Genomic DNA, 24001 nt, shown 5'->3' with positions numbered 1-24001 from the left:
TTAAAGTTGCGGTTATTATTGGCCGGGTGTCCATTGATAAAGTACCACCTTATTGGCATTGTAATCATCTTTGCTTACCAGGTATTGCCCGTTTGATTTTCTGTAGGCGTTAATACCGTACATCGAATCAACATCGTTACCAACATAAACATCATTATTGGTAGTCATGCTCAGTACCAGGGTGCCGGTTGCAAGATCAAAAATATCGATATTAGGTACTGCGTAATAGCCTACAAATACATAATTACCCGAAGCAGTTAATGATTTGGCCTGGCCCCTGGTAAGGGTTATAACTGTATTTGGAGTACGGTTGCCAGCTTTCCATCCATTATAGACTTCTATCCTGTTGCCTATCAGCGTCCAGTCGGCGCTCCCGCCGGCCAGTATCATCCGGTCGCCGTTGGGCAGATAGGCCAGCCTGTTAAGAGGTGCTATACTTGTGGGCACAGCGGTACTTACCGGCGAAGCCCAGATCGGCTTTCCGCTGCCGGCAAAACCAGTAAGCTCGTAATACTGAATAGCGTTGGTTTTATCCTGCGAGATCCAGACCCCACCCAACGAATCTAAGGCAAAACCGTTCCTTACCTTGGTAAAAGAATCGCCCGGGATGCCGATATAACCATCGGTATTCCTGTTAAAATAAAAGCTATAGAAAGTATCAGGATTTTGACCGCATGCTATCAGGATCCTTTTTCCGCCAACATTGGCAAAATGCCCGAAATGCAAGCCCCTTGATGGGTCAGCAAGATTGATACGAGGGTCGGTAGGGTACCGGAACGGATCTATGGTATTGCCTTTAAATCTTCCGCCTCCGGTACCACTATAAGTGTAGAAAATGTTCCCGCTGTAAAAATCAGCGCCGTCTGTCCCGGAATCGGCCCCGGCATTACCCTCAAAATTAAGTGCTTGTAATACCCATAATAGGGTTCCGGATGTGCTGTAACAATGAATATCGGTAGCACCGTTGCGGCCTAAATCCCATGAGCCACCCCAGGGGTTATTGAGCACATACAGCTTTCCTGTATTATCCTTTCCTATCCCTACTACCCTGGTAAACCGCTTATCCCCTGTTTGCCCTCTGATACCCGTTGTGGATTCCAGGTACCCACCGGTAACGCCGAAGGTGGATTGCAATTGCGGGGTAGCCGACAGGTTTGAATAAATTTTGATATTTTGATCCGGCCCCTGATCGCCGATATAAAGTAACCCGGCTGCTTTATCACAATACAGTGCAGAAGGCCTGCTATTGGCTCCCATATCAATTACCGCACCGGCAACACCAGTGGTGCTGTAGCTCTTTACCTGGCCGGTACTCATCTGGGCAACCCATAGGTTGGATTGGCTATCCATTGCTAACGCTCCTGGTTCGGTAACCGTCCACTCCCTTAGTAAAACCCCGGCGTTACTATATACACCGATCCGGTTTCCGGCAAAATCGCTTACAAAAATCTCGCTGCCGTTTACCAAAATCCCACGAATGGCGTCACCAGTTCCGTTACTTGCTTTAAATAACAGGTTTCGTGTTTTTGTAGTTCGACCATAGCGGCCAATGTAGCCGGCATTGGGGGCTTGCTGGGCTGTATAGATAGATGTCGAATCACCACCAATGGCGCTTCCCTGCGAGTCTTTAGTGCCCCCCATAGCCCCGATGGTAGCACCATTTTGGTAGATGCCAATATTTCTGCTCTTTTCATCCCAGGCTGATGCTGTATAAACTATACCATCGGGCGAAACCCACATTGACCGGGCAGCATTACCTACGTGATTAGTAACATCAGCAAAATTGTTCCCGAACCACGTTACGGTGTAATCGTTTACGGAGGCAGGTAAGTTTTGATTCCCCGTGGTTAAAGCTGGTTTTGAATGACCATTGCCAGCTACAATTTGCTTTTTACAATTAGTACCCATTGCGGCAAAACATGCCAGAAGCGCATAAATTACTCTCTTTTTCATAGATATCATTATTGAAATTAATAGCCTGGATTTTGTTGGAGTTTAGGGTTACGGCCAACTTCGCGCAGTGGTATAGGCCACAGCATTTGATTAGCCGAAATACCAAGTACCGCCGTAGCACGGCCTGTCCTGACAAGGTCATAAAAACGTTGACCCTCAAAGCAAAGCTCCTTCATTCGCTCATTTTCAATTGCCTGTGTAAGGTTATAGCTGTTAGCTACATCGTTTGCACTGGGAAAATCACGAACAGAGGCTGTTGTTACCGGCAGGCCAAATGCCCGCCTCCTGATCATGTTAAGTGCTTCCGTTGCCTCGGCAGTTTGTCCCAGGTTATTAAGCGCTTCCGCACGCACAAGAATGATATCGGCAAGCCTGATGGCTATAATATTGGGATCGGTACCATTGGTAAGCCTCAAATATTTCCCAACATACGGTACAGGTGGCGTGGCAGGGCTATTGCTCACAGAAACGTTTTTTCTGATATCACCTGCTTCAAAAGCATTGATGATCTTATCTGTTGGAACTATCTGATAACTACCGCCCTGGATACCTGAAGGGGCCGGTGTAGGTACATACAAACTGAATAAACCATTACTTTCAGACGATGAGCTTACATACTGGATCTCAAAAATAGATTCGTTGCTGTTTTTTGATGAAGCCGAAAACATGGCCGAATATGCCGATGCGCCGGAAACAAGGCTATAGGTAGTATTGTTCATTACTTCCAGCGCTTTAGCAGCAGCGTTATTGTAATCTTTCATGCTTAAGTATACTTTGGCCAGCAAGGCTTTTACTCCACCCTGCGTGGCCCTACCCCTTGTGTCGATACTGGAAGCATAGCTTAAGGGAAGATTGGGTTCAGCATTTTTCAGATCGGCCACGATCTGAGCGAATACCTGATCAGATGTAGAACGGGCTATGGTGAAATCAGCGTTAAAAGAATCGTAAGGCGTGGTTACCAGTGGCACGCCGCCGTAGGCTTTCACCAGGTTAAAATAAAAGTAGGCCCTTGTGAAATATGCCTCGGCCAAGATTCTTTCTTTTTGCCCGGCAGCGAATAAGCCGCCGTCAATGTTCGGTACATTTTTCAGTACATCATTACACCTGCCAATGCCTGTGTAGTTATTTTGCCAGTAAGAAGCAACTATGGCGTTATCTACAGTGATACCATGCTGCGAAAAAGGGCTGTAATTGATCAGTAAAGCATTGGCCAGATCCGAAGCTGCATCAAAGGCTACCGGGTATTGAGTGGATAATGCCTGAACAGCATCATATATCCCTGTCGCGGCGGCTTCCGCATCAGCCGGGGTTTTATAAAAATTTTCTTCCGTGATTTTATCCTGCGGAACCTGGTCAAGTACCTTGGTACATGAGTTAAACAGTAATACTGGTATAAGAAGCGTTATTAAAAACTTTTTCATGATGGTTGAATTAAAAACTAACATTGATGCCTGCGCTGATGGTACGTGGTTGCGGCTGCACGGCATAATCGATACCCAGCTGCGAATTTTTAACCGATTGGTTCTGTGCTTCCGGGTCATAACCAGAATACTTTGTCCACAAGGCAAGATTTTGGCCGCTCAGAAATACTTTCGCCGACTGGATCCGCATCCTTTTTAAAAATGATGAGGGGAGATTATAGTTCAGCGTAATGTTTTTCAGCCTGAGGAACGAGCCGTTCTCTACCCATCGCGAAGACATTTCACCATTAGTAAGGCTATTGGTAACAACCGGGTCATTAAAAATTGCTTTAGGTACATTGGTGTTGGTATTAGATGGTGTCCATCGGCCCAAAACAGTAGTGTTACCGTTGTTGTAACCCGCCATGCGCTCAAGAATTGCCCGGGTTTGGTTATATACCTGGTTACCATAGGAGAAATAAAGGAAAACACTAAGATCAAACCCTTTATAACTGAATGTATTGGTAAAGCCACCTGTGAATTTTGGCAGCGCATTCCCAATAATAACCCTGTCGGCAGCATTGATCTTTCCATCGCCATTGGTATCCTGGTAGATCATATTCCCGGTAGCAGGATCTACACCTAAACTTTTGTAGCCAAAAAACGACCCAACAGCTTCCCCCACGCGGTAGATACTTGTTGGCAGTGTTGTGCCATAAAGACCTGGCAAACTCTCTGTAAAATCCGAGCTGCTGGGATCTCCTACAACCAACTGAGGAAGTTCAGTGATCTTGTTCCGGTTAAAGGACATGTTATAGTTTGTGCTCCAGCGAAATTTACCCCTTATATTATCAGTGCTCACGTTGATGTCAATACCTTTATTCTGCAGTTTGCCGATATTAGCGCCATTTGTCCGGGCGAAGCCTGACGTATAAGGCAGATCGAGTTTAAAGATCAAACGGTTGGTTTGCTTCAGATAAGCATCAACAGTGATGTTAACACGGCTATTGAAAAGCGAGAGGTCAATCCCCAGGTTGGTTTGCGTGGTTGCTTCCCAGCTTAAATCTTTATTTGATAGCGTTGAAGCTGCAATACCTGGCTCGGTGCCGTAATTAACTGCGGTTGCGTAAGTAGCCAATGACGGAAAATCGTTCCCTAAGCCTTCCTGGCTGCCCGAAACACCAATACTTGCACGCAGTTTCAGGTCATCAATAAAGTGCTGATCCTTCATGAACGACTCATTGCTGATGCGCCAGCCACCGGAGATTGTCGGGAAAAACCCATACTTCTGGTTGTTACCAAAGCGCGAGGAACCGTCGATACGCGCGGCCACCTGTACAAGGTACCTGTCCTGGTAATTATAATTAACACGGCCGAAGTAAGAAAGCAAGCCAGATTTTGAACGGTAATCGCTTGCTTCGGTGCGATTGGTAAAACCGGTTATGGCCTCAATCAGATCAGTAGCGCTGGTGTTTCCGGCCGCGCCGATGCGGCGAATACTGGTTACCTGTGTACTTTCTCCTATCACTCCGGAAAGTGAATGCCCCTTAGGTAAACTAACTGTATAGGTTAATGTGTTCTCGTTCAGCCAAAGCATCTGCGTAAAAAAATCGGCCGCACCGGTAGCCGCACTCCTGTTGTTGATTTCTGTGGATTGATAGCGATCGTCCTGGATACCCTGATTGTCCATGCCGAAACTTGTGCGGAACTTCAGATTGGGCAGGATGGCATATTCGCCAAAAACATTTCCCACGTAGCGGTCAACGATAGATACAAAACGAAGGTTGTTGGCCAGCATTACCGGGTTGGTAGCCCTGCGGTTAACGTCATAATAGTAACTTCCATCGGCATTATAAATGGGATAATTAGGATTGTATATCAATGCATTGGCAAGTACCGATTGCCCGGAGAAACTATTGTCGATACGATTATTGAGGGAGTGCATACCGTTAACGCTGATACCTATTTTCAGGTTATCAGTAGCTTTATATTCCAGGTTTATGCGGCCATTAAAGCGCTTGAAATGCTGCTGCCCTACAACCGTACCTGTTTGATCCAGGTAGCCGAATGATAAATAATGGGTAATATTTTTATCCCCTCCGGAAACTGATAGGTTGTACTCCGAAATAGGCGCATTTCTGAAAATTGCATCCTGCCAGTTGGTATTGGTACCCGTTTTAACAATTGCCGGGTCAACAGGCAGGTTAGCATTGGCACGTTCTTCCGTTATCAGATCAACATACTGATCGCCGTTTAGCAGCGGAAGCCTTTTGGTTACAGTTGCAACACCTGTGTAAGCATTAAAGTTAAAGCGGGCCCTTCCGCTCTTGCCTTTTTTAGTGGTTATCAGGATTACACCGGCTGCTGCACGGGAACCATAAATAGCAGTAGCCGCAGCATCTTTTAGCACCTCTATAGATTCTACGTCATTCGGGTTAATATCATTGGTAGCCGTTATACGCTGCCCATCGCCGCCAAGCGGAGATACACCCGCAGGAATATTGTTCATCGGAACACCATCAATTACGTACAAAGGCCTGTTTTCACCAAATAAAGAGCCGTTACCACGGATACGGATATAGGTTTCATCGCCGGGTGCACCCGAGTTTTGAACTACCTGCACGCCGGCGACTTTTCCCTGTACGGCAGCATCAAGATTTGTTACCGGTACCCTTGCAATGTCCTCCCCTTTGATGGAGGATACGGATGATGTCAGGTCTTTTCGGGTTTGGGTGCCGTAGCCAACAACCACAACTTCATTAAGCGAGGTTGATTCTTCAACAAGTTCGACGGAGATGTTGGTCTTTGCACCAACAGGGACTTCCTGTTTCACAAAGCCTACCATACTGAATACCAGGATGGCATTATCACTTGCTTTAATGGTAAAACGTCCGTTAGCATCGGTGGTTGTTCCGCCTTTTTGTCCCTTTACAGCCACCGTTACACCAGCCATTGGCTGCCCTTTTGTGGTTACCGTCCCGGTGATAACATTATCCGGAACAACGTGAAATGTGCTACTTTTAATAACTGAATGTACATTTGCAAGGGCTGCTGTATTACTAAGGGAAATACAGCTTACAATTGCAGGTATAGCGCAAAGACTTAATGCTTTGTGCCTATACTTCCATTGAAGTAAAGATAATTTCATAATTGATTATTAATTGTCAAATTGGTTGATTGCCAGATGACGCTAAACCATTGGATGCTCGTCTTTATGATTTGTTCAACTAATCACTCATACCCGGTAGCATGCACACCGGACAATCGTTATCAGTTTAACAGAATGAGAAAAACATCCGGTTCACGAAAAGCGCCGTCATTATAATTGGTTTACATCATCTCAAATTCAGGGGCAGCATTTGCAACTGATGCCGGATAAATCAGAGACTATTGTCAAGGCAAACATATTATTACTACGATCAAAACACATCAGGCAGATTCAGGCATTTACATGCAGAGTCAAGAAAGCGCATTAACTGTGGTGGGTATGAAATTGCGAGCTATTGTAAATATCAATTAGGCAGAGAAAAACCGGTATGTTCAAATCATCACGCTGCCTGTTCATATAATACCTAACGGACGAGCAGAATAGTTGCAGGAAATCTTCGATCCCGGAGGTAGTTAAATCCCGGATCGACATTTCACGTTCGTATCAGAAAGGATAAGCGCCAAATGCCGGGCAATGGTATGTGCGATCTGATCTTTTCCCAAGTTAAATAAACTCTCCAGACAAGCCATTAGCGTAATAAATCGAAGCTGGCCATCTGGTATATCGTATACGGTGCTAAAATTTTTGATGGCCAATTCGGTAAGACCATTATCCTCATATTTGCTCATTAGCTGCGTGGACAACATTTCGACATCCTCGTCAGTTAGTTTGAAATCGCCATATGAGTTCCGGTGGTTTACCGGGGTTTGGCAGTGATTGGGTTATTATACCGAGCTACGGAATCGGGGTTGTTACCTTTGCCATTTTAACCTATGCAGATTGGGGTGACATGAATGGTCGCGTATTGGATACCCTGCTAACTATTTCAGCTGCTCCACTTCGCGTGCTGCCACCGTCGGCCATTTTAATGCAGCGGAAAAATGAGTTGTTAAAAGTCATGGATGATTGGACGGCCGCCAAAACAAGTAATATTTTTGCTATAAACTTTTTTATGGATTATTTCCCAGAGAAGTTAAAAACCGAGTTGGCGGATGCTTATAAGAATGCTGGTAAAATCAAAAAGATCGGCGATCTCACGGCAATCAACCAAATGCGAGGTTATTTTAAAATTGAAGGCAAAAACGCCAATTTTTTGGTATTCTTTACGCTTATCATGCATTATTTGCTAAGAGTCCTACATAGTTTAATTAAGCTGAGAATTAGACGAAACACATTATTTAATGATTTAATGAATAAAAGTCTTGACGGCCGCATGCTCAAACTTCCGTTTGAAGACGACGATTGTTATTGCGATCAGCAAATAGAGCAGCGGGAGACAGCCAAAACCCGCCCATCCTGATCCGAGCAGCCAGCAAGAACCCCACTGTGATGCTTACCGTTAAATGTCAGGAGATAACAAAACACAAGCGCTAACCCGGCTATGACATCAGCGGCCACAGCTGAAACTTTGATCGCCGGCTGGTACCTGATCTGTTTGAACCGGGTATTCATATAATCTTTAAGCTGGTCGATACGTTCGGTAACTCATTTTTTTATCAGCCATTGTCTGTTCTACTTAGAAGTGCTTTTTAAGGCCCATAAAATCAAGAGCGGCTGGAAGAATAAACGGGCCAGTCTTTTGTGATCCGTATCCAATCCAAAAGCATCATGGTGATTGGTATATTGTGCGATATTGCCCGGAAATACTGCTGCAAAAAACCCTGCAGCCACTTTACCTGTACTTTCCGCATATTTCTCAGGTCTAGAGATCAGTGCGCTGCCAAGTGCAATCTCCGCAAAACCTGAATACAAGACGGTGTCGTCTTTTTTTAATGGAACCCAGTTGGGCACCTGGGCCTGAAAAGCTTTACGGGCAAAAGTGAGGTGACTGATTCCTGCGATCACCAGATTGGCTCCCAGGACAATTCTGGCTATTTTTTTGATCTTTTGTTTTTCCATGAGGTATAATGATAGTTATTGCTTTACCGACCATATCCTGGTCAGCTCGCCAAAACGTCCACCCAGCGGGTCGTGGTCCGGCATAGGGACCTGCGCAATGCGCCGGTCAACACCAGGCCGTTCACCGGACCTGCCGTAATTCATATCGTAATCCCTGGCATCCGGGTAAGCACCGACTACCGCAATGTCGTTTTCTTTACTGAGATTCCTGTGCGCCACTCCTGCGGGAATCACGAGTACATCGCCCTTTTCAAGGTCCAGTACGGGGCCATGATCTCCTCCCAGCTGCACCTGTGCTTTCCCGGAATATACGCCCAACACTTCATGCGTAATGCTGTGATAGTGGTGAAAGGTAAAAATCCCGGCGTCCCAGCTGTTTGTCCAATTACGTTCCGCAAATTTTTCCCGGACGCATCCTGCCGGAAAAATCAAGGGAATATCCAATGCTTGTTTATACAGCAGTGCCGGCAACCTGTTCCCGGGAAAAATCCCGTCGTCACGGATATAAATTTCCTGTACCATATTTTAACTTATGCTTCTTCCTGATCGCTTTCTGCTTCGGCTTTTTTTGCTGCATCATTCAGGTCAGTCGTAATCGGATTTTCATGCAGCAGTTTGGCCATAAAAGCTAAATTTCCGGTCATATAACGCAGGCTTTTATTCGTGTACAGGAACCGCTCCCCTCCCGCTTCCACGTAATCTTTCTCGCCACCGGCCTTGCCCACCCAATACGCATTAACATTTGGCGGGATCGTGAAACCTACTTCCTGTAAAGACCAGAGTACCTGGGCCGCGCAACTGTGCGCACCATCTTCATTCCCCGTAACCAGGCAACCGCCAACTTTATTATAGGGCATATACTGACCGGTGGTTTTATCCGCCAGGTTCTCATCCCTGAAAATGGCATCGAGCCGTTCGATCACTTTTTGAGCGGTAGAGGCTAAATGGCCCATCCATATCGGGGTGGCGATGATGAATATGTTACAGGCTTTGATCTTTTCCAGGACCTGCGGCCATTCGTCACCGTCCCCTTCGTCGGAGCTGTTTCCGGTCAATACCTGGTAATCATTAAGACGGATGATTTCCGTTTGCACCCCGAGTTCCGCAAATTGCCCGGCTGCTTTTTCTGCGAGCGCCCCGGTGTTTGAAAAACTTGGGCTCCGTTTTAGTGTACAGTTGATAATGAATGCTTTCATAGGTAGATGGGTCTGTATAGGTTGAATAAGGTTAATGCGGGGCTTGCGTTATACCCACACCCCGCCTGACTGATCAGGGTTGTCCTGCTCCCCCGGATGATCCGTAAACCTGGCCGGTCGCGTAGCTGGCATCGCTGGCCGCCAGTTGTACATAGATCGAGGCCAGCTCCGCAGGCTGCCCCGGCCTTCCCAGCGGTGTCTGACCGCCGAACTGCTTGAGTTTTTCCATGGTCGCGCCACCGCTCACCTGTAAGGGTGTCCAGATCGGCCCGGGGGCCACGCCGTTGACACGGATCCCTTTTGGGCCCAATTGTTTGGCGAGCGATTTTACATAGTTCATGGTCGCTGCCTTGGTCTGGGCATAGTCGTACAGGTCGGGTGAAGGGTCGTAAGCCTGCTCTGAAGTTGTACCGATGATTACTGAACCCGGCAATAAATGTGGCAGTGCCGCTTTGATGGTCCAGAAGGGCGCGTAAATATTGGTCTTCATCGTCCAGTCAAATTGATCTGAAGAGATATCCAATATGGACTGGTGCGATTGCTGACGGCCTGCATTATTGATCAGGATATCCAGTCCGCCCAATTGACGGACTGCTTCTTCGACCATTTTCCTGCAAAAATTTTCGTCCCGCAGGTCGCCCGGTATGGCGATCGCTTTCACGCCTTCTTTTTTCATCAGTTCGATCACGTCCCTCGCATCCGGTTCTTCCGTGGGATAATAGTTGATCGCCACATCTGCTCCTTCACGCGCGTAGGCGATTGCAGCAGCGCGGCCCATTCCGGAATCCCCGCCGGTGATCAGCGCTTTCCTTCCCTTTAACCTTCCGGATCCCTTATAGCTCGTTTCTCCGTGATCCGGCCTTGGGTTCATTTTACTCACAAGTCCGGGCCATTCCTGTGATTGTTCCGTAAAGGGAGGCTTGGGATACTTATTGGTCGGATCTTCCAATTTTGTATTTTCCATAGTTTCGTTTTTAATGGCCCCTAAGGCCGGTGCTGCCGCAGCAGCAGCCAACGTAGTTCCTAAACCGGCAACCATTTGCCGCCGGGTCATTTTATTTTCACCGTCCATGTCAGTCTTTCTTTTTAGGTGCTTTGGCACCCTCTTTCCGGGCTTCGGACAGACCGATTGCAATGGCCTGTTTACGGGTGGTCACCTTTTTACCATTACCGCTTTTCAGTGTACCTTCCTTTTCCTCGTGTAAAGCTTTATGGACCTTGTCCTGCGCTTTCTCTGAATATTTTGCCATAATAGAAAATTGTTAGAATGATCTTAAGTTCTTACAAACAAAAGGAGCTGCCTTTGGCAGCTCCTTGAGTGAGTTATATCCGAATTATTTTGACGCGTCCCGCAAAGTTTTCACTTCGTCATGCGCAGCATTGATCCCGCTTTGCTGACGAGTAATGGTTTCACGTACAGTGGCGCTCAGTTCCGTGTCCTCCAATGCTTCACGGTAAGCCTTTTTGATCGCATCCTCGCCACGTTCGGCTTCTGAAAGAATGCTTTCGCGTGTGCTTCCATCAAAAACAGATTTTACATCGATCCAGGCACGGTGCAGGCTGCCGCTTACGCTGGTACCGGTCTCCACATCATCACCTTCCGCACCTACCAGAGCAGCTAATTCCTGGCTGTTCTCCCGGCTTTGTGCGGCGTAACGCTGAAAAAGTCCTTTCAGATCGATGTTTTCATCTTTGATATCCGCGATTGCTTTTTCAAAACCGGCTACGCGGTCGTTGTTGATTTCGATCAGTTCATTCAGAACTGAAGTTGTTTTGGTTTCCATAGGTTAGATCTTTTTAATGTCTTTAAATAACAGCTTGAGATTAGCTTTGTTTTTAAATAAATTAATTAAAAGGAAACTATTCAATTTATTAATAGTTCACTGACACCAGATGGTTCAGGCTTTGCAGATTCTGCACAGCCGCTCCCAGGGTATTGTTAAAATAAGCATATACTGACTTACCTTTACCCAGCCATCCCTGTATATAATTGGCATATTCTGCTAGATGATCAGCAGCATAACTTCCACGATAACCATCCTCAGGTCCATGAAAGCGGATATAGATATGACTGGCTGTCAATACCTGCGGTGTTGCCGACCTGCGCATGTCGTGCAATACGACAGCAGCATCAAAACTGCTCAACAACTCAAACACATCATCTGTGTACCAATCCGGCTGACGAAATTCGACCGCAATACGCCAGCCATATGGTTTCAGCACCGTTAATAATGCGGTTAACTGAAACAGGTCAGGCCTGAATTTCGGCGGCAATTGAATTAGCAGGCATCCGCGCTTGGTCGTGGCACCTATGGCACCCATAAATGCCGGGACCGGAGCCAGGTCAAATGCTCCTTGTAATGTATGGGTTATCGTTTTGTTCAGTTTAAAAGAAAAGACAAAATCATCCGGAACTTCACCTGACCATTTCAAGACCGTTTTCGCCCCCGGCATTTTGTAAAAACTGGCATTAATCTCTACGGAATTGAATAGTGAAGCATAATAACTCAATCTTGTCCGGTCGCGAAATGCTTCCGGAAAGAATGTTTTATTGGGCACCGGCAGTACCAGGTTGCTGGTTCCGGAATGAAAATTCTGTATCATTGATTTGGCTTGCCGAACAATTCCCTCAATTTGTCTTTAGCCTTTTCCAATACTTTTTTATCCTCTTCACTCAGGTTTTTGCCTGCGCGGTTCTCATAAAAAGTAAGCATCGACATCGCGCTGCGAAAAGGTGAAGATTTTCGGCGCTCACTGTGCTCGGCGGAATGCTTCAATGATGCAGCGATCTTATCCGGGTCGCCTGATTTAAAAATATCCTTTTCCAGATCCAGCGCATCGCTGTGTTCGGTGACTTCGCCCGACCATTTTTTCTGTGCCATAATGTTCAGTTATCTGATTTTGCTATACATTAGCCATTAACTACTTCGCCTCCGTTGACATGGATTACCTGTCCGGTGATAAAAGAGGCATCATCCGAAGCCAGGAAAACATAAGCAGGTCCAAGTTCCGACGGTTGCCCGGCCCTTTTCATCGCTGTTTCACTGCCAAACTTTTTGATCTTTTCCTTGTCGAAAGTTGAAACGATCAGTGGTGTCCAGACAGGTCCGGGCGCTACTGCATTTACGCGTATATGTTTATCAGTCAGATTGGTGGCTAACGAACGGGTAAACGTCGTTATTGCCCCTTTGGTGGAAGAGTAATCAATTAGCGAGGGCGAAGAGCGATAAGCAGTAACCGAGGTGGTATTAATGATGCAATCCCCGGCTTCCAAATATTCCAGCGCAGCTTCCGCGAAATAAAAATACGCGAAGATATTAGTACGGAAAGTAACATCCAGTTGCGCTTCATCGATGGCCTTAACGTCTTTTTGCGGGAATTGCATACCTGCATTGTTCACCAGGACATTCAGCCGGCCAAATTCTTTTACCGTATCCTTAACTGCTTTTTTACAAAAAGCAGCGTCTTTTACATCGCCTTTGATCAGCAGGCATTTTTTTCCCGCGGCTGCTACCAGGTTTTGGGTTTCTTTAGCATCGACATCTTCGTTCAGGTACACGATGGCGATGTCGGCACCCTCTTCTGCGAAATGCACCGCAACCGATCTTCCGATACCACTATCCCCTCCGGTGATCAGGGCAACTTTACCGATCAGTTTTCCGGCTGGTTTGTAGGTTTCTTTAATATATTCGGGAGCCGGATGCATACGTGCTTCAATTCCCGGCTGTTTGTTTTGCTTTTGAGGCTTTTGGGTTGCGGTTGTCATCTGATTGCATTTAATTACTAATTAAATAATTCAACCAATAACATTTCTTTAAGTTTTAGTCTTTTTTGCGAATTACGCTAACTTCACCGTTGCGCTCCATATATACTTTGTCGATCGTATCCATCTCTGTGGTTAACGCGGAGCGGCGAACGCCCTGCATCACATCTTCTTTGCAAACTAAAGCGCGGCACATTTCTTCATGATCAAATTTGCCATCATGAAAAAGCAGGAACTTATGACCTTCTGTCCAATAACTGAATTTCCCCGATCTTGCCACAAACCAGCCGAAAAGCCGGTGCAACAGAACTATAACAAGACAAGAGACAACTACCGGGATAAAGGGCGAAGCGCCCACCACTGCGCGGCTCATCACAGCGCCCAGCAAAATGATGACGATATTATCCAGCGGCATTCTCAAGCCAAAAGAACGGCGGCCGGAAATGCGGATGAGTATAAGGGCAATCAGAAAGAAAACAACTCCCCTGCAACTCATTTGCAGGGCGTTAAGCTGATCACCTGCCCCAAATAAAAACAACAATGCTTCCATTGATCGATAACAGCAGAATTAAGGCTTAGTTTTAGATGTAGTAAGCCTACCATTCACCATTGAACATGGTTGGTATTTTTCATTGAGAAATATCATTCAAACGAGCACGAAATAAAATGATTAATAGTGTGTATTTTTAGGTCTATCACTATCATTAACCTGTCGAAAACAATTCCAGTTTAACGATGTTTATGAATACAATTTTAAAATGCAACCATCTTTTGCTGTTTAAAAAACCTCAACTTTTTCCTAATGAATTTAAAGGACGACGAGCACTTAAAATTTTTTATTGAGAGCGCCCCTATCGGAATCGCTGTGTTAGACGCATCGGTTCTTGAATTCGAAATCGTTAACGAAAAATTCCTTGAAATAACGGGCAATGTTAAATCCGAGATTCTTGGAAAGTCTTTCTGGACACCTTTTCCGGAAACCCGAAAGTCTTATGAGGAAGAATTAATCAGAATCTCAAAAACCGGAAGACCTTATCAAGCAGAAGACTTAGAACTGAAGATTACAAAAAACGGAAGAGAAGATTCGGTATTTTTGAATTTCGTTTTTGTGCCGGTTTCAAATGTATCTGACAAAATCACCAAAATTGCGGTTTGGGTTATTGAACACAAAACCAGGCAACCTAAAGTTCAAACAATTATCGAGACCAACGAAAAACGACTTAAGGCTTTGGTTAATGCTACGTCGGACGTTGTTTATAGTTTGAGTGCGGATTGGGAGATCATGCAGCCACTGGACGGCCGTGGCTTTCTGCAAGATACGAGCAGGCCGATAAAAGGCTGGCGCACCCAGAATATCCATCCGGACCATATGGAACTGGTTAATAAAACTATCGCCGGGGCCATTCATGAAAAAAAAATCTTTCAGCTTGAACACAAAGTAATCAGGGCAGACGGTTCGGCCGGATGGACATTTTCACGGGCCGTCCCTATCCTGAATGTCGATGGGGAGATAATTGAGTGGTTCGGTACAGCAAGCGATATCACGGAGCGCAAGCATATGGAACTCGAACTCCAGCGCTCCAGAGAATCCTCCGATCGGCAAAAAAGAATATATGAAACGATAACCTCCAGTTCGCCTGACCTGATGTATGTGTTCGGGCTGGACTACCGGTTCACCTACGCGAACAAAGCACTACTGACGATGTGGGGAAAATCCTATGAAGACGCAGTAGGGAAAAGTTTGTTGGAAAACGGCTACGAACCCTGGCACGCCGAAATGCATGAAAGAGAAATAGATCTTGTGGTTGCTACAGGAAAACCAATTCGCGGAGAAGTTTCCTTTCCCCACGCTATACTGGGGAAGCGGATCTATGATTACATTTTTACGCCAGTCTTTAATGAGGTTGGGGAAGTGACCTCCATTGCAGGCACAACACGTGATGTTACAGAGCGTAAACTGGAAGAACAGCAATTACAATTGCTGATCAATATGTTACCGGCTTCGGTCGTCGTGATCCGGGGGAACGAACTGATCGTTGAGATGATCAATCAGTCAAACCTCGATTACTGGCATAAAACTGCGGCAGAGGTGGTAGGTAAACCATTCCTTGAAATACTTCCGGATTTGGCGGGACAGCCTTTTGCCGGGCAGTTAAGGCATGTGATGGCTACAGGTGACATCATTGATGTAAAAGAAAGTCCCGTACTGTTCGAAAATCCGGATGGCAGTATTCGTGAAACATTTGTGGATTATACTTACCAGCCGCTTACCGATTTAAACGGCAAACGTACGGGGGTATTGGTGATGTCATCAGAAATTACCGACCGGGTGATCGCAAGGAGACAGATAGAACAAAGCGAAAAAAACCTTAAAGCAATGATCGCCCAGGCCCCGGTGGCGATGTGTATTCTGATGGGAACTGATCATGTCATTACCGTCGCCAACGATATGATGATTGAGTTGTGGGGAAAACCACTGGCGGACGTCATGAACAGACCTGTTTTCGAAGCTTTGCCTGACGCCCGCGGGCAGGGTTTGGAAGAGGTCATGAAAAAGGTGTATGAAACCGGCGAGCCATTTTATGCCAGTGAATTGCCGGTGTCATTGATCCGCCACGGAAGGCAGGAAGTAGTCTACCAGAACTTTGTTTACCAGGCATACAGGGATGCTGCCGGCGAAATCGTCGGCGTTTTCGCCATTACGATCGATGTTACCTCCCAGGTAGAGGCCCGTGTGGAGCTCCAGCAAATTAACGAGGAAATGGCTGCAGCCAACGAAGAGCTGGCGACAACTAACGAAGAACTCACCGAGATACAAAAACGATATGAAGCTACCAACCGCGAGCTGGAGGCCAGTTCATCGCGGCTGCGCATGGCGATAGAATCAACAAGCCTCGGCACCTGGGAATACTACCCGCAAAGCGGGGGATTGTACTGGTCTAAAGAATGCCGTGATGTCTATGGCATTCCGGATAATCTGGTACCGGATTACCAGGCATTTGCTGACCATATACATGCCGATGACCGGCAATGGGTAGAGGTTGCCATCAACGAAGTATTGAACCCGGCAGGCAATGGCCATTATGATATCAGCTATCGCATCATCCGTTTTGACAACGGGGAAACACGTTGGATCAAAGCACAGGGAACAGTTTACTTTGAAGTCGAAAAACCAATACTTTTTATTGGCACAGTGGTGGATATCAGTGACATGAAGGAAGCGGACGAGAAAAGTGCGAAGCTGGCAGCAATCATCGAAAATTCACACGATGCAATTGTGAGTAAAACACTTGAAGGGATTATAACCAGTTGGAATGCATCTGCTCAGCGTGTTTTTGGTTATACAGCCGAGGAAATGATCGGAGACAGTATTTACAAGGTAATACCACCGGATCGTCATTCCGAGGAGCCGCACATATTGGCCACCATCGCCTCGGGTAAAAGCATCAATCATTTCGAAACCAAGCGGTTGACCAAGGAAGGCATACTGATCGACGTTTCTGTTACCGTCTCGCCGATCCGTGATAAAGCCGGCAGGATCATAGGTGTTTCAAAAATTGCCAGGGACATCACGGAGAAAAAACAAGCTGAAACGCGAAAAAGTGATTTCATCGGAATGGTAAGTCATGAATTAAAAACCCCGTTAACATCCCTTGGGGCCATTATTCAGGTAGCGAACCTGAAATTAAAAAACAGCGAAGATAAGTTTCTTTCCGGCGCAATGCAGAAAGGTGCATTGCAGATCAAGCGGATGACAAATATGATCAATGGTTTTTTAAACATATCCCGTCTTGAGTCAGGTAAGATCCATATTGATAAACAAGAGTTTGACCTTTGTGAGTTGATTCTGGAGGCCATCGAAGAAACTCAACTCATCTTTGGTAGCCACGAGATCCACTTCGATGGATGCCCCTTGATCCGTTTGAATGCAGATCGCGATAAAATAGCATCTGTTATATCGAACTTCATTAGCAATGCCATTAAATATTCACCAAAGGCAAAGGATGTTTACGTCATGTGTAAAACACAGGATGAAGAAGTAGTGGTCAGCGTCAAAGACGAAGGAATGGGTATAGAGCCCGGTGATCTTGAACGCATATTTGACCGTTATTACCGCGTGGAATCGAACCATACCCGGCATATCTCGGGTTTTGGCATCGGCCTTTATCTGAGCTCGGAGATCATTGAACGTCATGGGGGCAAAGTCTGGGCTGAAAGCCAAAGTGGAATCGGCTCTGTGTTTCATTTTAGCCTGCCGCTGGATACCCGACACACTTAAACTCTTGTCTATAAAAAAAAATAAACAACCAAACACGATAGGCTAACAAAACTATGCGCATTAACCGGACGAAACATTCGAGCACCAATAAAAGAGCTCCATCAAATGTTTACAGCCTGGTCGGGTTAGCCATACTCGTTTTCTGCAATTTCAGGAGACCAGTTACTTCGGAACATAAGGAAAAGCCAGCTACTGCAGCCTTGCCGGTTATTGTGATTTAAGCCAGCAATGATGGAAAATCAATAGCGATGGACGCGGGGGCTAGTGATCTTATCGCTAAGCCATTCGATTTAGCTGTGCTAATAAAAAAGGTCAATCCATATATTAAGGCTGCTTGAAAAAGCTCACCGCCCTTGATTTATGCATGACTATACAGCTGCCTTACAGTATTAATAGTGTAATTAGTGCACATTGTTTGGATTAAGACTATACGCATGGTCCAGTACTTTTTGATGCAAGGTTGTGCTCCCTTTATCCAGGCGCTCCAGCAAGCGGATTTTTCGTTTTAGGTACCGTTGCACTTTTTCAGGTTCGTAGCGTAGCTTCCAATCCATATTGTATAAGAGATCGGCATATTTAACCGTTTGTGCTGCGGCGCTGACCTTCCGCAGACGCTTGCTTTCTTTTCGCCTCCGCTCCTTTTTGCTGAGTTCGGGGTAAGCCTCGCAAGTATAATGATCTGTTAATTCAAGTACCAATGCTAAAATAGCTTTTCTTTCTCCCAGGCTGTATGAACAGGAAGACAAAGCAGAAATCAGCTCATCGTTGCTGCAAATCCCATCTTCAAGCATATCATGGCACAGCCCTGCTTCGTAACCGAACGCAGTATAATGCGCAGCTATTTCCGCAACTGCCGAAACATGTTGAATGTAAGGCACATTACTCAGCGGAATAATTTTTCCCTCATAGCGTTTTTTTACCCATTCCAATAAACATGCTGATTTTATGGCCATAACTGTCATTAAAAAATAAGATGAGGCGTTTGTTGTAAAAATTGATCTTTTTTCGGGAGCAGTTTAGCCCAGCTGCCCCATTTTTAAATACCCCAGGTGGACTTCGTCTACGGAAGCATTTTCCACCGCAGTTAAGTGAATATGCCAGCGCGCCTTTGTTTCCGGTGATAACAAGTCTTCGATCCGGTAGATCTCGTCCACATCAATACCATATTTTTCGTCGATGTGTGCATCCGCTCCTTTCAGACCTTTGATAGTCGCGGTTCTGAAAAAAACCGTCAGTTTGCTCGCTTTCAGGGCAGACATCCGGTCATCCTGAACCGTCAGCAAGGTGTAATGCTGTTCTTCCAGTTTCCCGGAGGTATAACCGCCCAGGTTGATAAAAAAAATGCGTTTATTATTTCCATGATTCTCTCCGGGCATAATGTCGACGCGGTAACCATCCACAAAGTTGATCTCCCGCCAGCCATCGATATGCAGGCTGTTCCCCGCTTCCGGCCAAAACCCGACAAATTGCTGTTTGAGGTCACCAAGTTTTTCAGCAATCCCGAAAAAGAAATCGTGCTGCTCGACATTCCTTTTCGGCGCCTTCGAGCCCAGTAAGACCATAAATAATTTCATAAGCTATCGATAATGGCTTTAGAGGCCGCTTCACAAAAATCCAGGCCGGAATAATCCGGATTAAATCCCCCGATGAACGGCACGGCCATGATGTAGATCCGTTCGTTCAGTGCATTGAACTCATCAACCGCCTGAAAGCTGTCATTGATACTTACGCCCGGCACCGTCAGGTAATAGTTCTCCTGATCATCAACTATCACCTTTTGCTGGTCATCGCTCATCATTTGCCTGCCTTTTTCCGGATCCCTGAACCGTAAGCGCGCCGGACTCAACGTACGGTTTTGCAACAGGCCCGGATAAGGCAATTCTTCATATTTCAAATGGGGCTGACCAATGCAATCCACAAAGGTTTGGTAATGCGTGCCATCGATAAGCACGCCCCCGTCCTCGCCTGGCTCGAAGGAGCCGTCTTCTCCCACAGCAAGCAGCTCCAATTTACCGGCCTGATGCATCGCCAGCAGAGTTTCAGCCGAGCTTTGTGGTACAAAAGCGATCACAACGGAAATGAGTGGCATCAACTTTTTCTGCATCCGCAGCCAATCTTCCGCCGAAAAATACTTGGCTGGATAATTCATGGCAAAGCTCAGGATGGCCAGCATTTCTTTCCAGTAAATTGACTCGCGTTTTTTTATAGACTGTTCCGCCTCCGCGTATTCCTCTTTTAACAATTCAAAGGGATCCGCCTGTGCTCGTTGCTCCATGATCCAGTCCACAAAGGATTCCATGTTCATTTCTTTGATCTGCTGATAGAATCCCGGATCCTGCCTTAAAATTCCGGCTTTGAAATTCTTTTCAAAAACATAGTCCAGGGGCAAAAAACCTTCATGCTGTGCGCGCAACGCTTCTACCTCTTCAGCAGGCAATACCGTTTCTTTGCCTAAATGTGAATCTTCCAGATGAAACCGTACTGCAGGCAGCAGTCCATTGCGGGAATACATGACGATTCTGAAATTTGGATCATCGGCCGTAAAACACAGTTTCCCATCTATTTTCTTAAAAGTGCCGTTATGCCTGCCCAAAGTCCGGATCGCGTCGATGGCTGTTAGCGACGAACCACGTATGGCGACTGCGTGATTTACCTTTACACTGATCTTGGCCGGCGGATAAGGAGAATCAAACCAGCCTTTGACTTTCCCTTCATACCTGAGCGGCCAAAGGTGACCGGTACAGATGATGATGCGGTCGAAATCAAAGCTGCGGTCATCCTCCAGCAAAACTTTTACTTTTCTTTTAACGGGGTCATCGATGACATCAGCCACTATGCTCTTATAACAGACCGTTGTTTCGATTCCTTTTTCCCTGGCTTGTTTAAGGAGCAGGTTAAACTGATCGTTCAGATACTGTCCGAATAGCAAACGCGGCAGGACTTTATAGTCATTAAAGTTCCCCGGGGCAATATGATACTTGTCCAGCGTATCTTTAGGAACTTTTTTGATCCAGTCAGCCAGATCGTTCATCAATTCCGGGATTTCGTTGCCGGAAACATTGGTGACATGTTCATCCGCCGCGCCATTGTGCCCATAAGGCATGCCGTAACCGAGGCGGTCATTTTTTTCAAAAATGGTAATGTTCAGACCCGGCAGTCTGCGGGCAACCAAACGTTTGAATATGAACAGTGCAGCGGGCCCGCCGCCTAAAATAGCCATTTCTTGAGAATTACCTTTTTTCATTGTTATCAATACCTCCAAAGAAAATGTCGCTTACGAAAAATGTGCATCAACCGAATAATTGCGCATAATGGGCATCATCATGTGTTAACTGTTCTTCCTGATCTTTTCGTGAATGTCAGCGATATCCGTTTTTTTTTTCATTTCTTCCAGTTCCTGATCATTATTGGTTATACCTAGCTTTTGCTGAATTGTGTGCAGCATTTCCAGTATCTTGGTGATCTCATGCTCAGCGCGTACGTTTACTTCGAATTCTACCTGCTCGCGGATCTTTTCCAGACGGCGCTGCCGCTTTTGACTAATCAAAACCGCAACAGAAAGCACGATAGCAAATATCGACAGTATCGTGTCAAGCACATTAAACGGAGCCTCGTCAAATGGTTGCAGTCCTTTAATCAGTCCGAAGTTCCAAAGCAGGTAAAACCCAATAAGAGCGAGGAATGCAATCAAAAGCCACACACTACCCAATATATCCGACAGCAGGATTGCTGCCCGGTCATCTGGCCCTCCTTTAGGATCAGGTACAGAACGCGAAACAGATTTTCCCTTCATTCTTTCAATCGTTAAGTTCATTCCCCACACCAAGATCATTTATCCTGCGAAAGTATAATGGCCGAGTAGGGTCCTGCCGAGATACTGGCTGAATGCGGATATCCATCGCATTCCTGTTCTTCAGCATTGGTATCCAATACGGTATAATCGCCGAACTCCTGGTCATAGCCTTCCCAATCGCTGTTGAAACGAATCTTCCACAGTCCCGCGCCCGGCATGCCTATCCGATAATCGGAGTAGGCTTGTCCTGAGAAGTTCAGCACGACGACTGTGGTATCTCCCGCCACTCCCTCCTGCCAGCGCTGAAACACCAGCATTTTCTTCTCATTATCTACCCTGATGACTTCGGTGTTTCGCCCGGTTAATCCCTCGCTGATACCGCCTTTATTCAAGCGTAGACGGATCAGGTCGCGGTGCAAGTGTACGAATCCGTTGAATTCCTTCTCCCGGTTCCAGTCAATGGGGTCCGTATCGGAAAACCAGCGGTCTTCCAGAAGCTCATGTCCCTGAAAGATCATCGGGATCCCGGGCGAAGTGAGCACCATCGCCATTCCCAGCGATGCGCGTTTTTTGGAATACCAGTTATTCACGTCACCGTCGGAAATTTCTTCGGCCACCCGGGCTTTCCCATTGGCCACTTCGTCATGACTTTCAGTATAAACGATCCTATGAAAGGGATTGCCGCTGTATTGTCGCATCAGCGCCGCTTCCATCGCGTACATATCCCTTTCTGCATCGTCCGGAGCTATGATTGCGTAGCGCACCGGGTGCACGAAATCACCATCCCATTGAGCACCGAAGCCTAAGCCATCACCATCGGTCGGGTTAGTGATGCTATCCAGGCCGTGCAGGTCTTCTGCGATGGTCAGTTTCCAGGGAAATTTTTCAGCGATCTCGCCGTTGATCCAGCGGAGCAGGCTAAGCCCGTCTTCCAGCATGCTGCCCGGACTCTCATCAGCGTGTACATTCCTGATGTAGGGGATCATATCCATACGCAGTCCGTCCACCCGGTATTCTTCCAGCCACATCAGGGCATTATCACGCAAGTATTGCCTGACCTCTCCCCTGCCGTAATCAGGGCGGGTATCCCCCCACGGTGTCTCCGACTTCCAGTCATTATAAAAATAGATACCGCCTTTGCCGTTCTCTGACCAGCCATCAAACTGCCAGAGATCGAGGTCGCCTGGGCCGAAATGATTGTAGACCACATCCAGGATGACAGCGATGCCCTGCTCGTGTGCTGCTTTTACCAGACTTTTGAACGCGTCTGGGCCGCCGTATTCCGATTCGATTGCGAAGGGCTGGGCAGGGTTATATCCCCAGGAAAAGCCACCGGGAAATTCGAAAGGAGGCATTACCTCTATGGCATTGATCCCCAGCTCTTTCAAATAAGGCAGCTTTTGGATCACACCATACAGATCCCCGGGCTTTCCTTCTTCTTTAACATTAAAGGTGCCGGTATGAAGCTCGTAGATCACCAGTTTATTCCAGGAGGGCATTTGGTATTCAGTTTCGCCCCAGTCAAACCGGTTACCGTCATATATAACGCCATTGCCTGCAGAGTTGGTCATCTGTTTGGCATATGGATCATTCCGGAAAAACTCACCATAAGGTGTTTGGAGGAAATACTTATATTCATCGCCGGTTTTGGCCTCCGCTGCCGTGCCTGCCCAGTAACCATTACCTTCGCTTTCCAGCGGGTCAGATGTTTTATCAAAATTATTAAAACTGCCGCTTACAAAGACAGCATCTGCGTTCGGTGCCCAAACACGGAAGTGGACACCTTGTTCAAGAGGCACGGCACCCATACCGGCCACCGTTGTATCAGAGGGTAAAGATGTATTTTTCATAGATCGCTTAATAAACAATCAGTGTAAAAAACGTTTGCGGCATTTGAGCAGTAATGTGGCAAAGCTGACTTTCAATCAATAAAATCGCCGCGGGCCATTTCATCTGCTTCAGGCATTTTCCTTTCTTATTTGCTATAAGACTTCCGTTTTTTAAGGTTTTCAGTTTTGTCACGGTTATTCTCTTCGGCAGCATCGATAGAATGCGTACAAGTCAGGTCGTCTTCCTTTTCTGCCAGTTCAGCGATCTGCACATAGAACTTATGCAACTGATCAAGTTCCTTTTCGGTCAGGTTTTCTATATCCACCATCCGGTTGCTGGTTCCTTCATGGGAAGCGATAAGTTCATTCAGTTTCAAATGGATCGCTTTGGAATCTTTGTTTTGTGATTTCTGGATCAGAAAAACCATCAGAAATGTAATAATGGTCGTCCCGGTATTGATGATCAACTGCCAGGTCTGGGAATATTTGGCGATCGGGCCAGTGGCAGCCCAAATAACCACCACTGACACTGCGAGAATAAAGGCGGCAGAACTGCCGGTAGCTTTGGTGGCCCATTCAGAAAAGCATTCAAAAAGGTTTTTCTTTCGTTTCATACAGTGTACCAGGAAGCCCCGCAGAAAACCTGCAGGGCCATATAATTAATTTTAAGAATGTTTTGTT

General features: G+C 46.4%; 21 protein-coding genes. 2 read left to right on the top strand and 19 right to left on the bottom strand.

The window, feature by feature from the left end:
* Positions 1-15 precede the first annotated feature (15 nt).
* From DEO27_RS08110 to DEO27_RS08100, 3 genes are read right to left on the bottom strand one after another with little or no spacing between them, the layout of a single operon-like run.
* Positions 16-1953 carry an SMP-30/gluconolaconase/LRE-like region family protein gene (locus DEO27_RS08110; protein ID WP_146750022.1) on the bottom strand — a complete coding sequence of 646 codons (1938 nt, stop codon included), beginning with the start codon at positions 1951-1953 and terminating at the stop codon, positions 16-18.
* Between the two features lie 17 nt (positions 1954-1970).
* A complete protein-coding gene (locus tag DEO27_RS08105; protein ID WP_190295351.1) occupies positions 1971-3374 on the bottom strand; it encodes a RagB/SusD family nutrient uptake outer membrane protein in 1404 nt (467 codons plus the stop codon).
* 10 nt (positions 3375-3384) lie between these two features.
* Positions 3385-6501 carry a SusC/RagA family TonB-linked outer membrane protein gene (locus DEO27_RS08100; protein ID WP_112570331.1) on the bottom strand — a complete coding sequence of 1039 codons (3117 nt, stop codon included), beginning with the start codon at positions 6499-6501 and terminating at the stop codon, positions 3385-3387.
* A 742-nt stretch (positions 6502-7243) separates the two neighbouring features.
* On the opposite strand from DEO27_RS08100, the gene DEO27_RS08095 reads away from it, so the two are divergent.
* A complete protein-coding gene (locus DEO27_RS08095) occupies positions 7244-7861 on the top strand; it encodes a hypothetical protein (protein WP_112570329.1) in 618 nt (205 codons plus the stop codon).
* 212 nt (positions 7862-8073) lie between these two features.
* Here the strand turns inward: DEO27_RS08095 and DEO27_RS08090 are convergent, their stop codons facing one another.
* The 10 genes from DEO27_RS08090 to DEO27_RS08050 all read right to left on the bottom strand — a co-directional run bounded on the left by DEO27_RS08090 (position 8074) and on the right by DEO27_RS08050 (position 13969).
* Positions 8074-8460, bottom strand: a complete 387-nt coding sequence (locus tag DEO27_RS08090) for a hypothetical protein (RefSeq protein WP_112570327.1) — start codon at positions 8458-8460, stop codon at positions 8074-8076.
* Between the two features lie 15 nt (positions 8461-8475).
* Complete coding sequence (locus DEO27_RS08085) at positions 8476-8982, bottom strand: cupin domain-containing protein (RefSeq protein WP_112570325.1); 507 nt, start codon at positions 8980-8982, stop codon at positions 8476-8478.
* 8 nt (positions 8983-8990) lie between these two features.
* Positions 8991-9656 (bottom strand): flavodoxin family protein, encoded by a 666-nt coding sequence (locus tag DEO27_RS08080; RefSeq protein WP_112570323.1) that lies wholly within the window; start codon positions 9654-9656, stop codon positions 8991-8993.
* Between the two features lie 73 nt (positions 9657-9729).
* Positions 9730-10728, bottom strand: coding sequence for an SDR family oxidoreductase (locus DEO27_RS08075; protein WP_112570321.1), 999 nt, complete (start codon positions 10726-10728; stop codon positions 9730-9732).
* Position 10729: 1 nt separating this feature from the next.
* Positions 10730-10906 (bottom strand): DUF6496 domain-containing protein, encoded by a 177-nt coding sequence (locus DEO27_RS31370; protein WP_190295350.1) that lies wholly within the window; start codon positions 10904-10906, stop codon positions 10730-10732.
* Between the two features lie 84 nt (positions 10907-10990).
* Complete coding sequence (locus tag DEO27_RS08070) at positions 10991-11440, bottom strand: ferritin-like domain-containing protein (RefSeq protein ID WP_112570319.1); 450 nt, start codon at positions 11438-11440, stop codon at positions 10991-10993.
* Between the two features lie 88 nt (positions 11441-11528).
* A complete protein-coding gene (locus DEO27_RS08065; protein ID WP_112570317.1) occupies positions 11529-12260 on the bottom strand; it encodes a DUF72 domain-containing protein in 732 nt (243 codons plus the stop codon).
* Positions 12257-12538: a DUF3175 domain-containing protein gene (locus tag DEO27_RS08060; protein WP_112570315.1), complete on the bottom strand. Its 282-nt coding sequence runs from the start codon at positions 12536-12538 to the stop codon at positions 12257-12259. The genes DEO27_RS08065 and DEO27_RS08060 overlap by 4 nt, the downstream gene beginning before the upstream one ends.
* A gap of 29 nt (positions 12539-12567) precedes the next feature.
* Positions 12568-13422, bottom strand: coding sequence for an SDR family oxidoreductase (locus tag DEO27_RS08055; RefSeq protein WP_112570313.1), 855 nt, complete (start codon positions 13420-13422; stop codon positions 12568-12570).
* 55 nt (positions 13423-13477) lie between these two features.
* The gene (locus DEO27_RS08050) at positions 13478-13969 is read right to left on the bottom strand and encodes a DUF421 domain-containing protein (protein WP_112570311.1); all 492 of its coding nucleotides are present in this window, start codon (positions 13967-13969) and stop codon (positions 13478-13480) included.
* 252 nt (positions 13970-14221) lie between these two features.
* On the opposite strand from DEO27_RS08050, the gene DEO27_RS08045 reads away from it, so the two are divergent.
* On the top strand, positions 14222-17698 hold the full coding sequence (locus DEO27_RS08045; RefSeq protein WP_112570309.1) for a PAS domain S-box protein: 3477 nt from the start codon (positions 14222-14224) through the stop codon (positions 17696-17698).
* A 401-nt stretch (positions 17699-18099) separates the two neighbouring features.
* Here the strand turns inward: DEO27_RS08045 and DEO27_RS08040 are convergent, their stop codons facing one another.
* The 6 genes from DEO27_RS08040 to DEO27_RS08015 all read right to left on the bottom strand — a co-directional run bounded on the left by DEO27_RS08040 (position 18100) and on the right by DEO27_RS08015 (position 23934).
* A complete protein-coding gene (locus DEO27_RS08040) occupies positions 18100-18651 on the bottom strand; it encodes a hypothetical protein (protein WP_146750021.1) in 552 nt (183 codons plus the stop codon).
* 63 nt (positions 18652-18714) lie between these two features.
* Entirely contained in the window at positions 18715-19272 is a 558-nt protein-coding gene (locus DEO27_RS08035; RefSeq protein WP_112570305.1) for a DUF1543 domain-containing protein, read from the bottom strand.
* Positions 19269-20942, bottom strand: a complete 1674-nt coding sequence (locus DEO27_RS08030; protein WP_112570303.1) for an FAD/NAD(P)-binding protein — start codon at positions 20940-20942, stop codon at positions 19269-19271. The genes DEO27_RS08035 and DEO27_RS08030 overlap by 4 nt, the downstream gene beginning before the upstream one ends.
* Positions 20943-21026: 84 nt before the next feature.
* Complete coding sequence (locus DEO27_RS08025; protein ID WP_190295349.1) at positions 21027-21491, bottom strand: DUF1003 domain-containing protein; 465 nt, start codon at positions 21489-21491, stop codon at positions 21027-21029.
* 35 nt (positions 21492-21526) lie between these two features.
* Complete coding sequence (locus DEO27_RS08020; protein ID WP_112570299.1) at positions 21527-23341, bottom strand: alpha-amylase family glycosyl hydrolase; 1815 nt, start codon at positions 23339-23341, stop codon at positions 21527-21529.
* 125 nt (positions 23342-23466) lie between these two features.
* Positions 23467-23934: a low affinity iron permease family protein gene (locus tag DEO27_RS08015; RefSeq protein WP_112570297.1), complete on the bottom strand. Its 468-nt coding sequence runs from the start codon at positions 23932-23934 to the stop codon at positions 23467-23469.
* Between the last annotated feature and the right edge of the window lie 67 nt (positions 23935-24001).

Source organism: Mucilaginibacter rubeus, from assembly GCF_003286415.2.
GTDB lineage: Bacteria > Bacteroidota > Bacteroidia > Sphingobacteriales > Sphingobacteriaceae > Mucilaginibacter > Mucilaginibacter rubeus_A.
Note: the sequence above shows the minus strand (reverse complement) of the source record. Positions and strands in the feature narration are given on the sequence as shown.

Excerpts from the sequence above, each read along its gene's own strand:
- DEO27_RS08030 (WP_112570303.1), bottom strand. The coding sequence starts at position 20,942 with ATGAAAAAAGGTAATTCTCAAGAAATGGCTATTTTAGGCGGCGGGCCC.
- DEO27_RS08065 (WP_112570317.1), bottom strand. The coding sequence starts at position 12,260 with ATGATACAGAATTTTCATTCCGGAACCAGCAACCTGGTACTGCCGGTG.
- DEO27_RS08025 (WP_190295349.1), bottom strand. The coding sequence starts at position 21,491 with ATGAAGGGAAAATCTGTTTCGCGTTCTGTACCTGATCCTAAAGGAGGG.
- DEO27_RS08050 (WP_112570311.1), bottom strand. The coding sequence starts at position 13,969 with ATGGAAGCATTGTTGTTTTTATTTGGGGCAGGTGATCAGCTTAACGCC.
- DEO27_RS08070 (WP_112570319.1), bottom strand. The coding sequence starts at position 11,440 with ATGGAAACCAAAACAACTTCAGTTCTGAATGAACTGATCGAAATCAAC.
- DEO27_RS08095 (WP_112570329.1), top strand. The coding sequence starts at position 7,244 with ATGAGTTCCGGTGGTTTACCGGGGTTTGGCAGTGATTGGGTTATTATA.
- DEO27_RS08100 (WP_112570331.1), bottom strand. The coding sequence starts at position 6,501 with ATGAAATTATCTTTACTTCAATGGAAGTATAGGCACAAAGCATTAAGT.
- DEO27_RS08060 (WP_112570315.1), bottom strand. The coding sequence starts at position 12,538 with ATGGCACAGAAAAAATGGTCGGGCGAAGTCACCGAACACAGCGATGCG.
- DEO27_RS08040 (WP_146750021.1), bottom strand. The coding sequence starts at position 18,651 with ATGGCCATAAAATCAGCATGTTTATTGGAATGGGTAAAAAAACGCTAT.
- DEO27_RS08035 (WP_112570305.1), bottom strand. The coding sequence starts at position 19,272 with ATGAAATTATTTATGGTCTTACTGGGCTCGAAGGCGCCGAAAAGGAAT.
- DEO27_RS08110 (WP_146750022.1), bottom strand. The coding sequence starts at position 1,953 with ATGAAAAAGAGAGTAATTTATGCGCTTCTGGCATGTTTTGCCGCAATG.
- DEO27_RS08080 (WP_112570323.1), bottom strand. The coding sequence starts at position 9,656 with ATGAAAGCATTCATTATCAACTGTACACTAAAACGGAGCCCAAGTTTT.
- DEO27_RS08105 (WP_190295351.1), bottom strand. The coding sequence starts at position 3,374 with ATGAAAAAGTTTTTAATAACGCTTCTTATACCAGTATTACTGTTTAAC.
- DEO27_RS08055 (WP_112570313.1), bottom strand. The coding sequence starts at position 13,422 with ATGACAACCGCAACCCAAAAGCCTCAAAAGCAAAACAAACAGCCGGGA.
- DEO27_RS08020 (WP_112570299.1), bottom strand. The coding sequence starts at position 23,341 with ATGAAAAATACATCTTTACCCTCTGATACAACGGTGGCCGGTATGGGT.
- DEO27_RS08015 (WP_112570297.1), bottom strand. The coding sequence starts at position 23,934 with ATGAAACGAAAGAAAAACCTTTTTGAATGCTTTTCTGAATGGGCCACC.
- DEO27_RS08045 (WP_112570309.1), top strand. The coding sequence starts at position 14,222 with ATGAATTTAAAGGACGACGAGCACTTAAAATTTTTTATTGAGAGCGCC.
- DEO27_RS08085 (WP_112570325.1), bottom strand. The coding sequence starts at position 8,982 with ATGGTACAGGAAATTTATATCCGTGACGACGGGATTTTTCCCGGGAAC.
- DEO27_RS08075 (WP_112570321.1), bottom strand. The coding sequence starts at position 10,728 with ATGGACGGTGAAAATAAAATGACCCGGCGGCAAATGGTTGCCGGTTTA.
- DEO27_RS31370 (WP_190295350.1), bottom strand. The coding sequence starts at position 10,906 with ATGGCAAAATATTCAGAGAAAGCGCAGGACAAGGTCCATAAAGCTTTA.
- DEO27_RS08090 (WP_112570327.1), bottom strand. The coding sequence starts at position 8,460 with ATGGAAAAACAAAAGATCAAAAAAATAGCCAGAATTGTCCTGGGAGCC.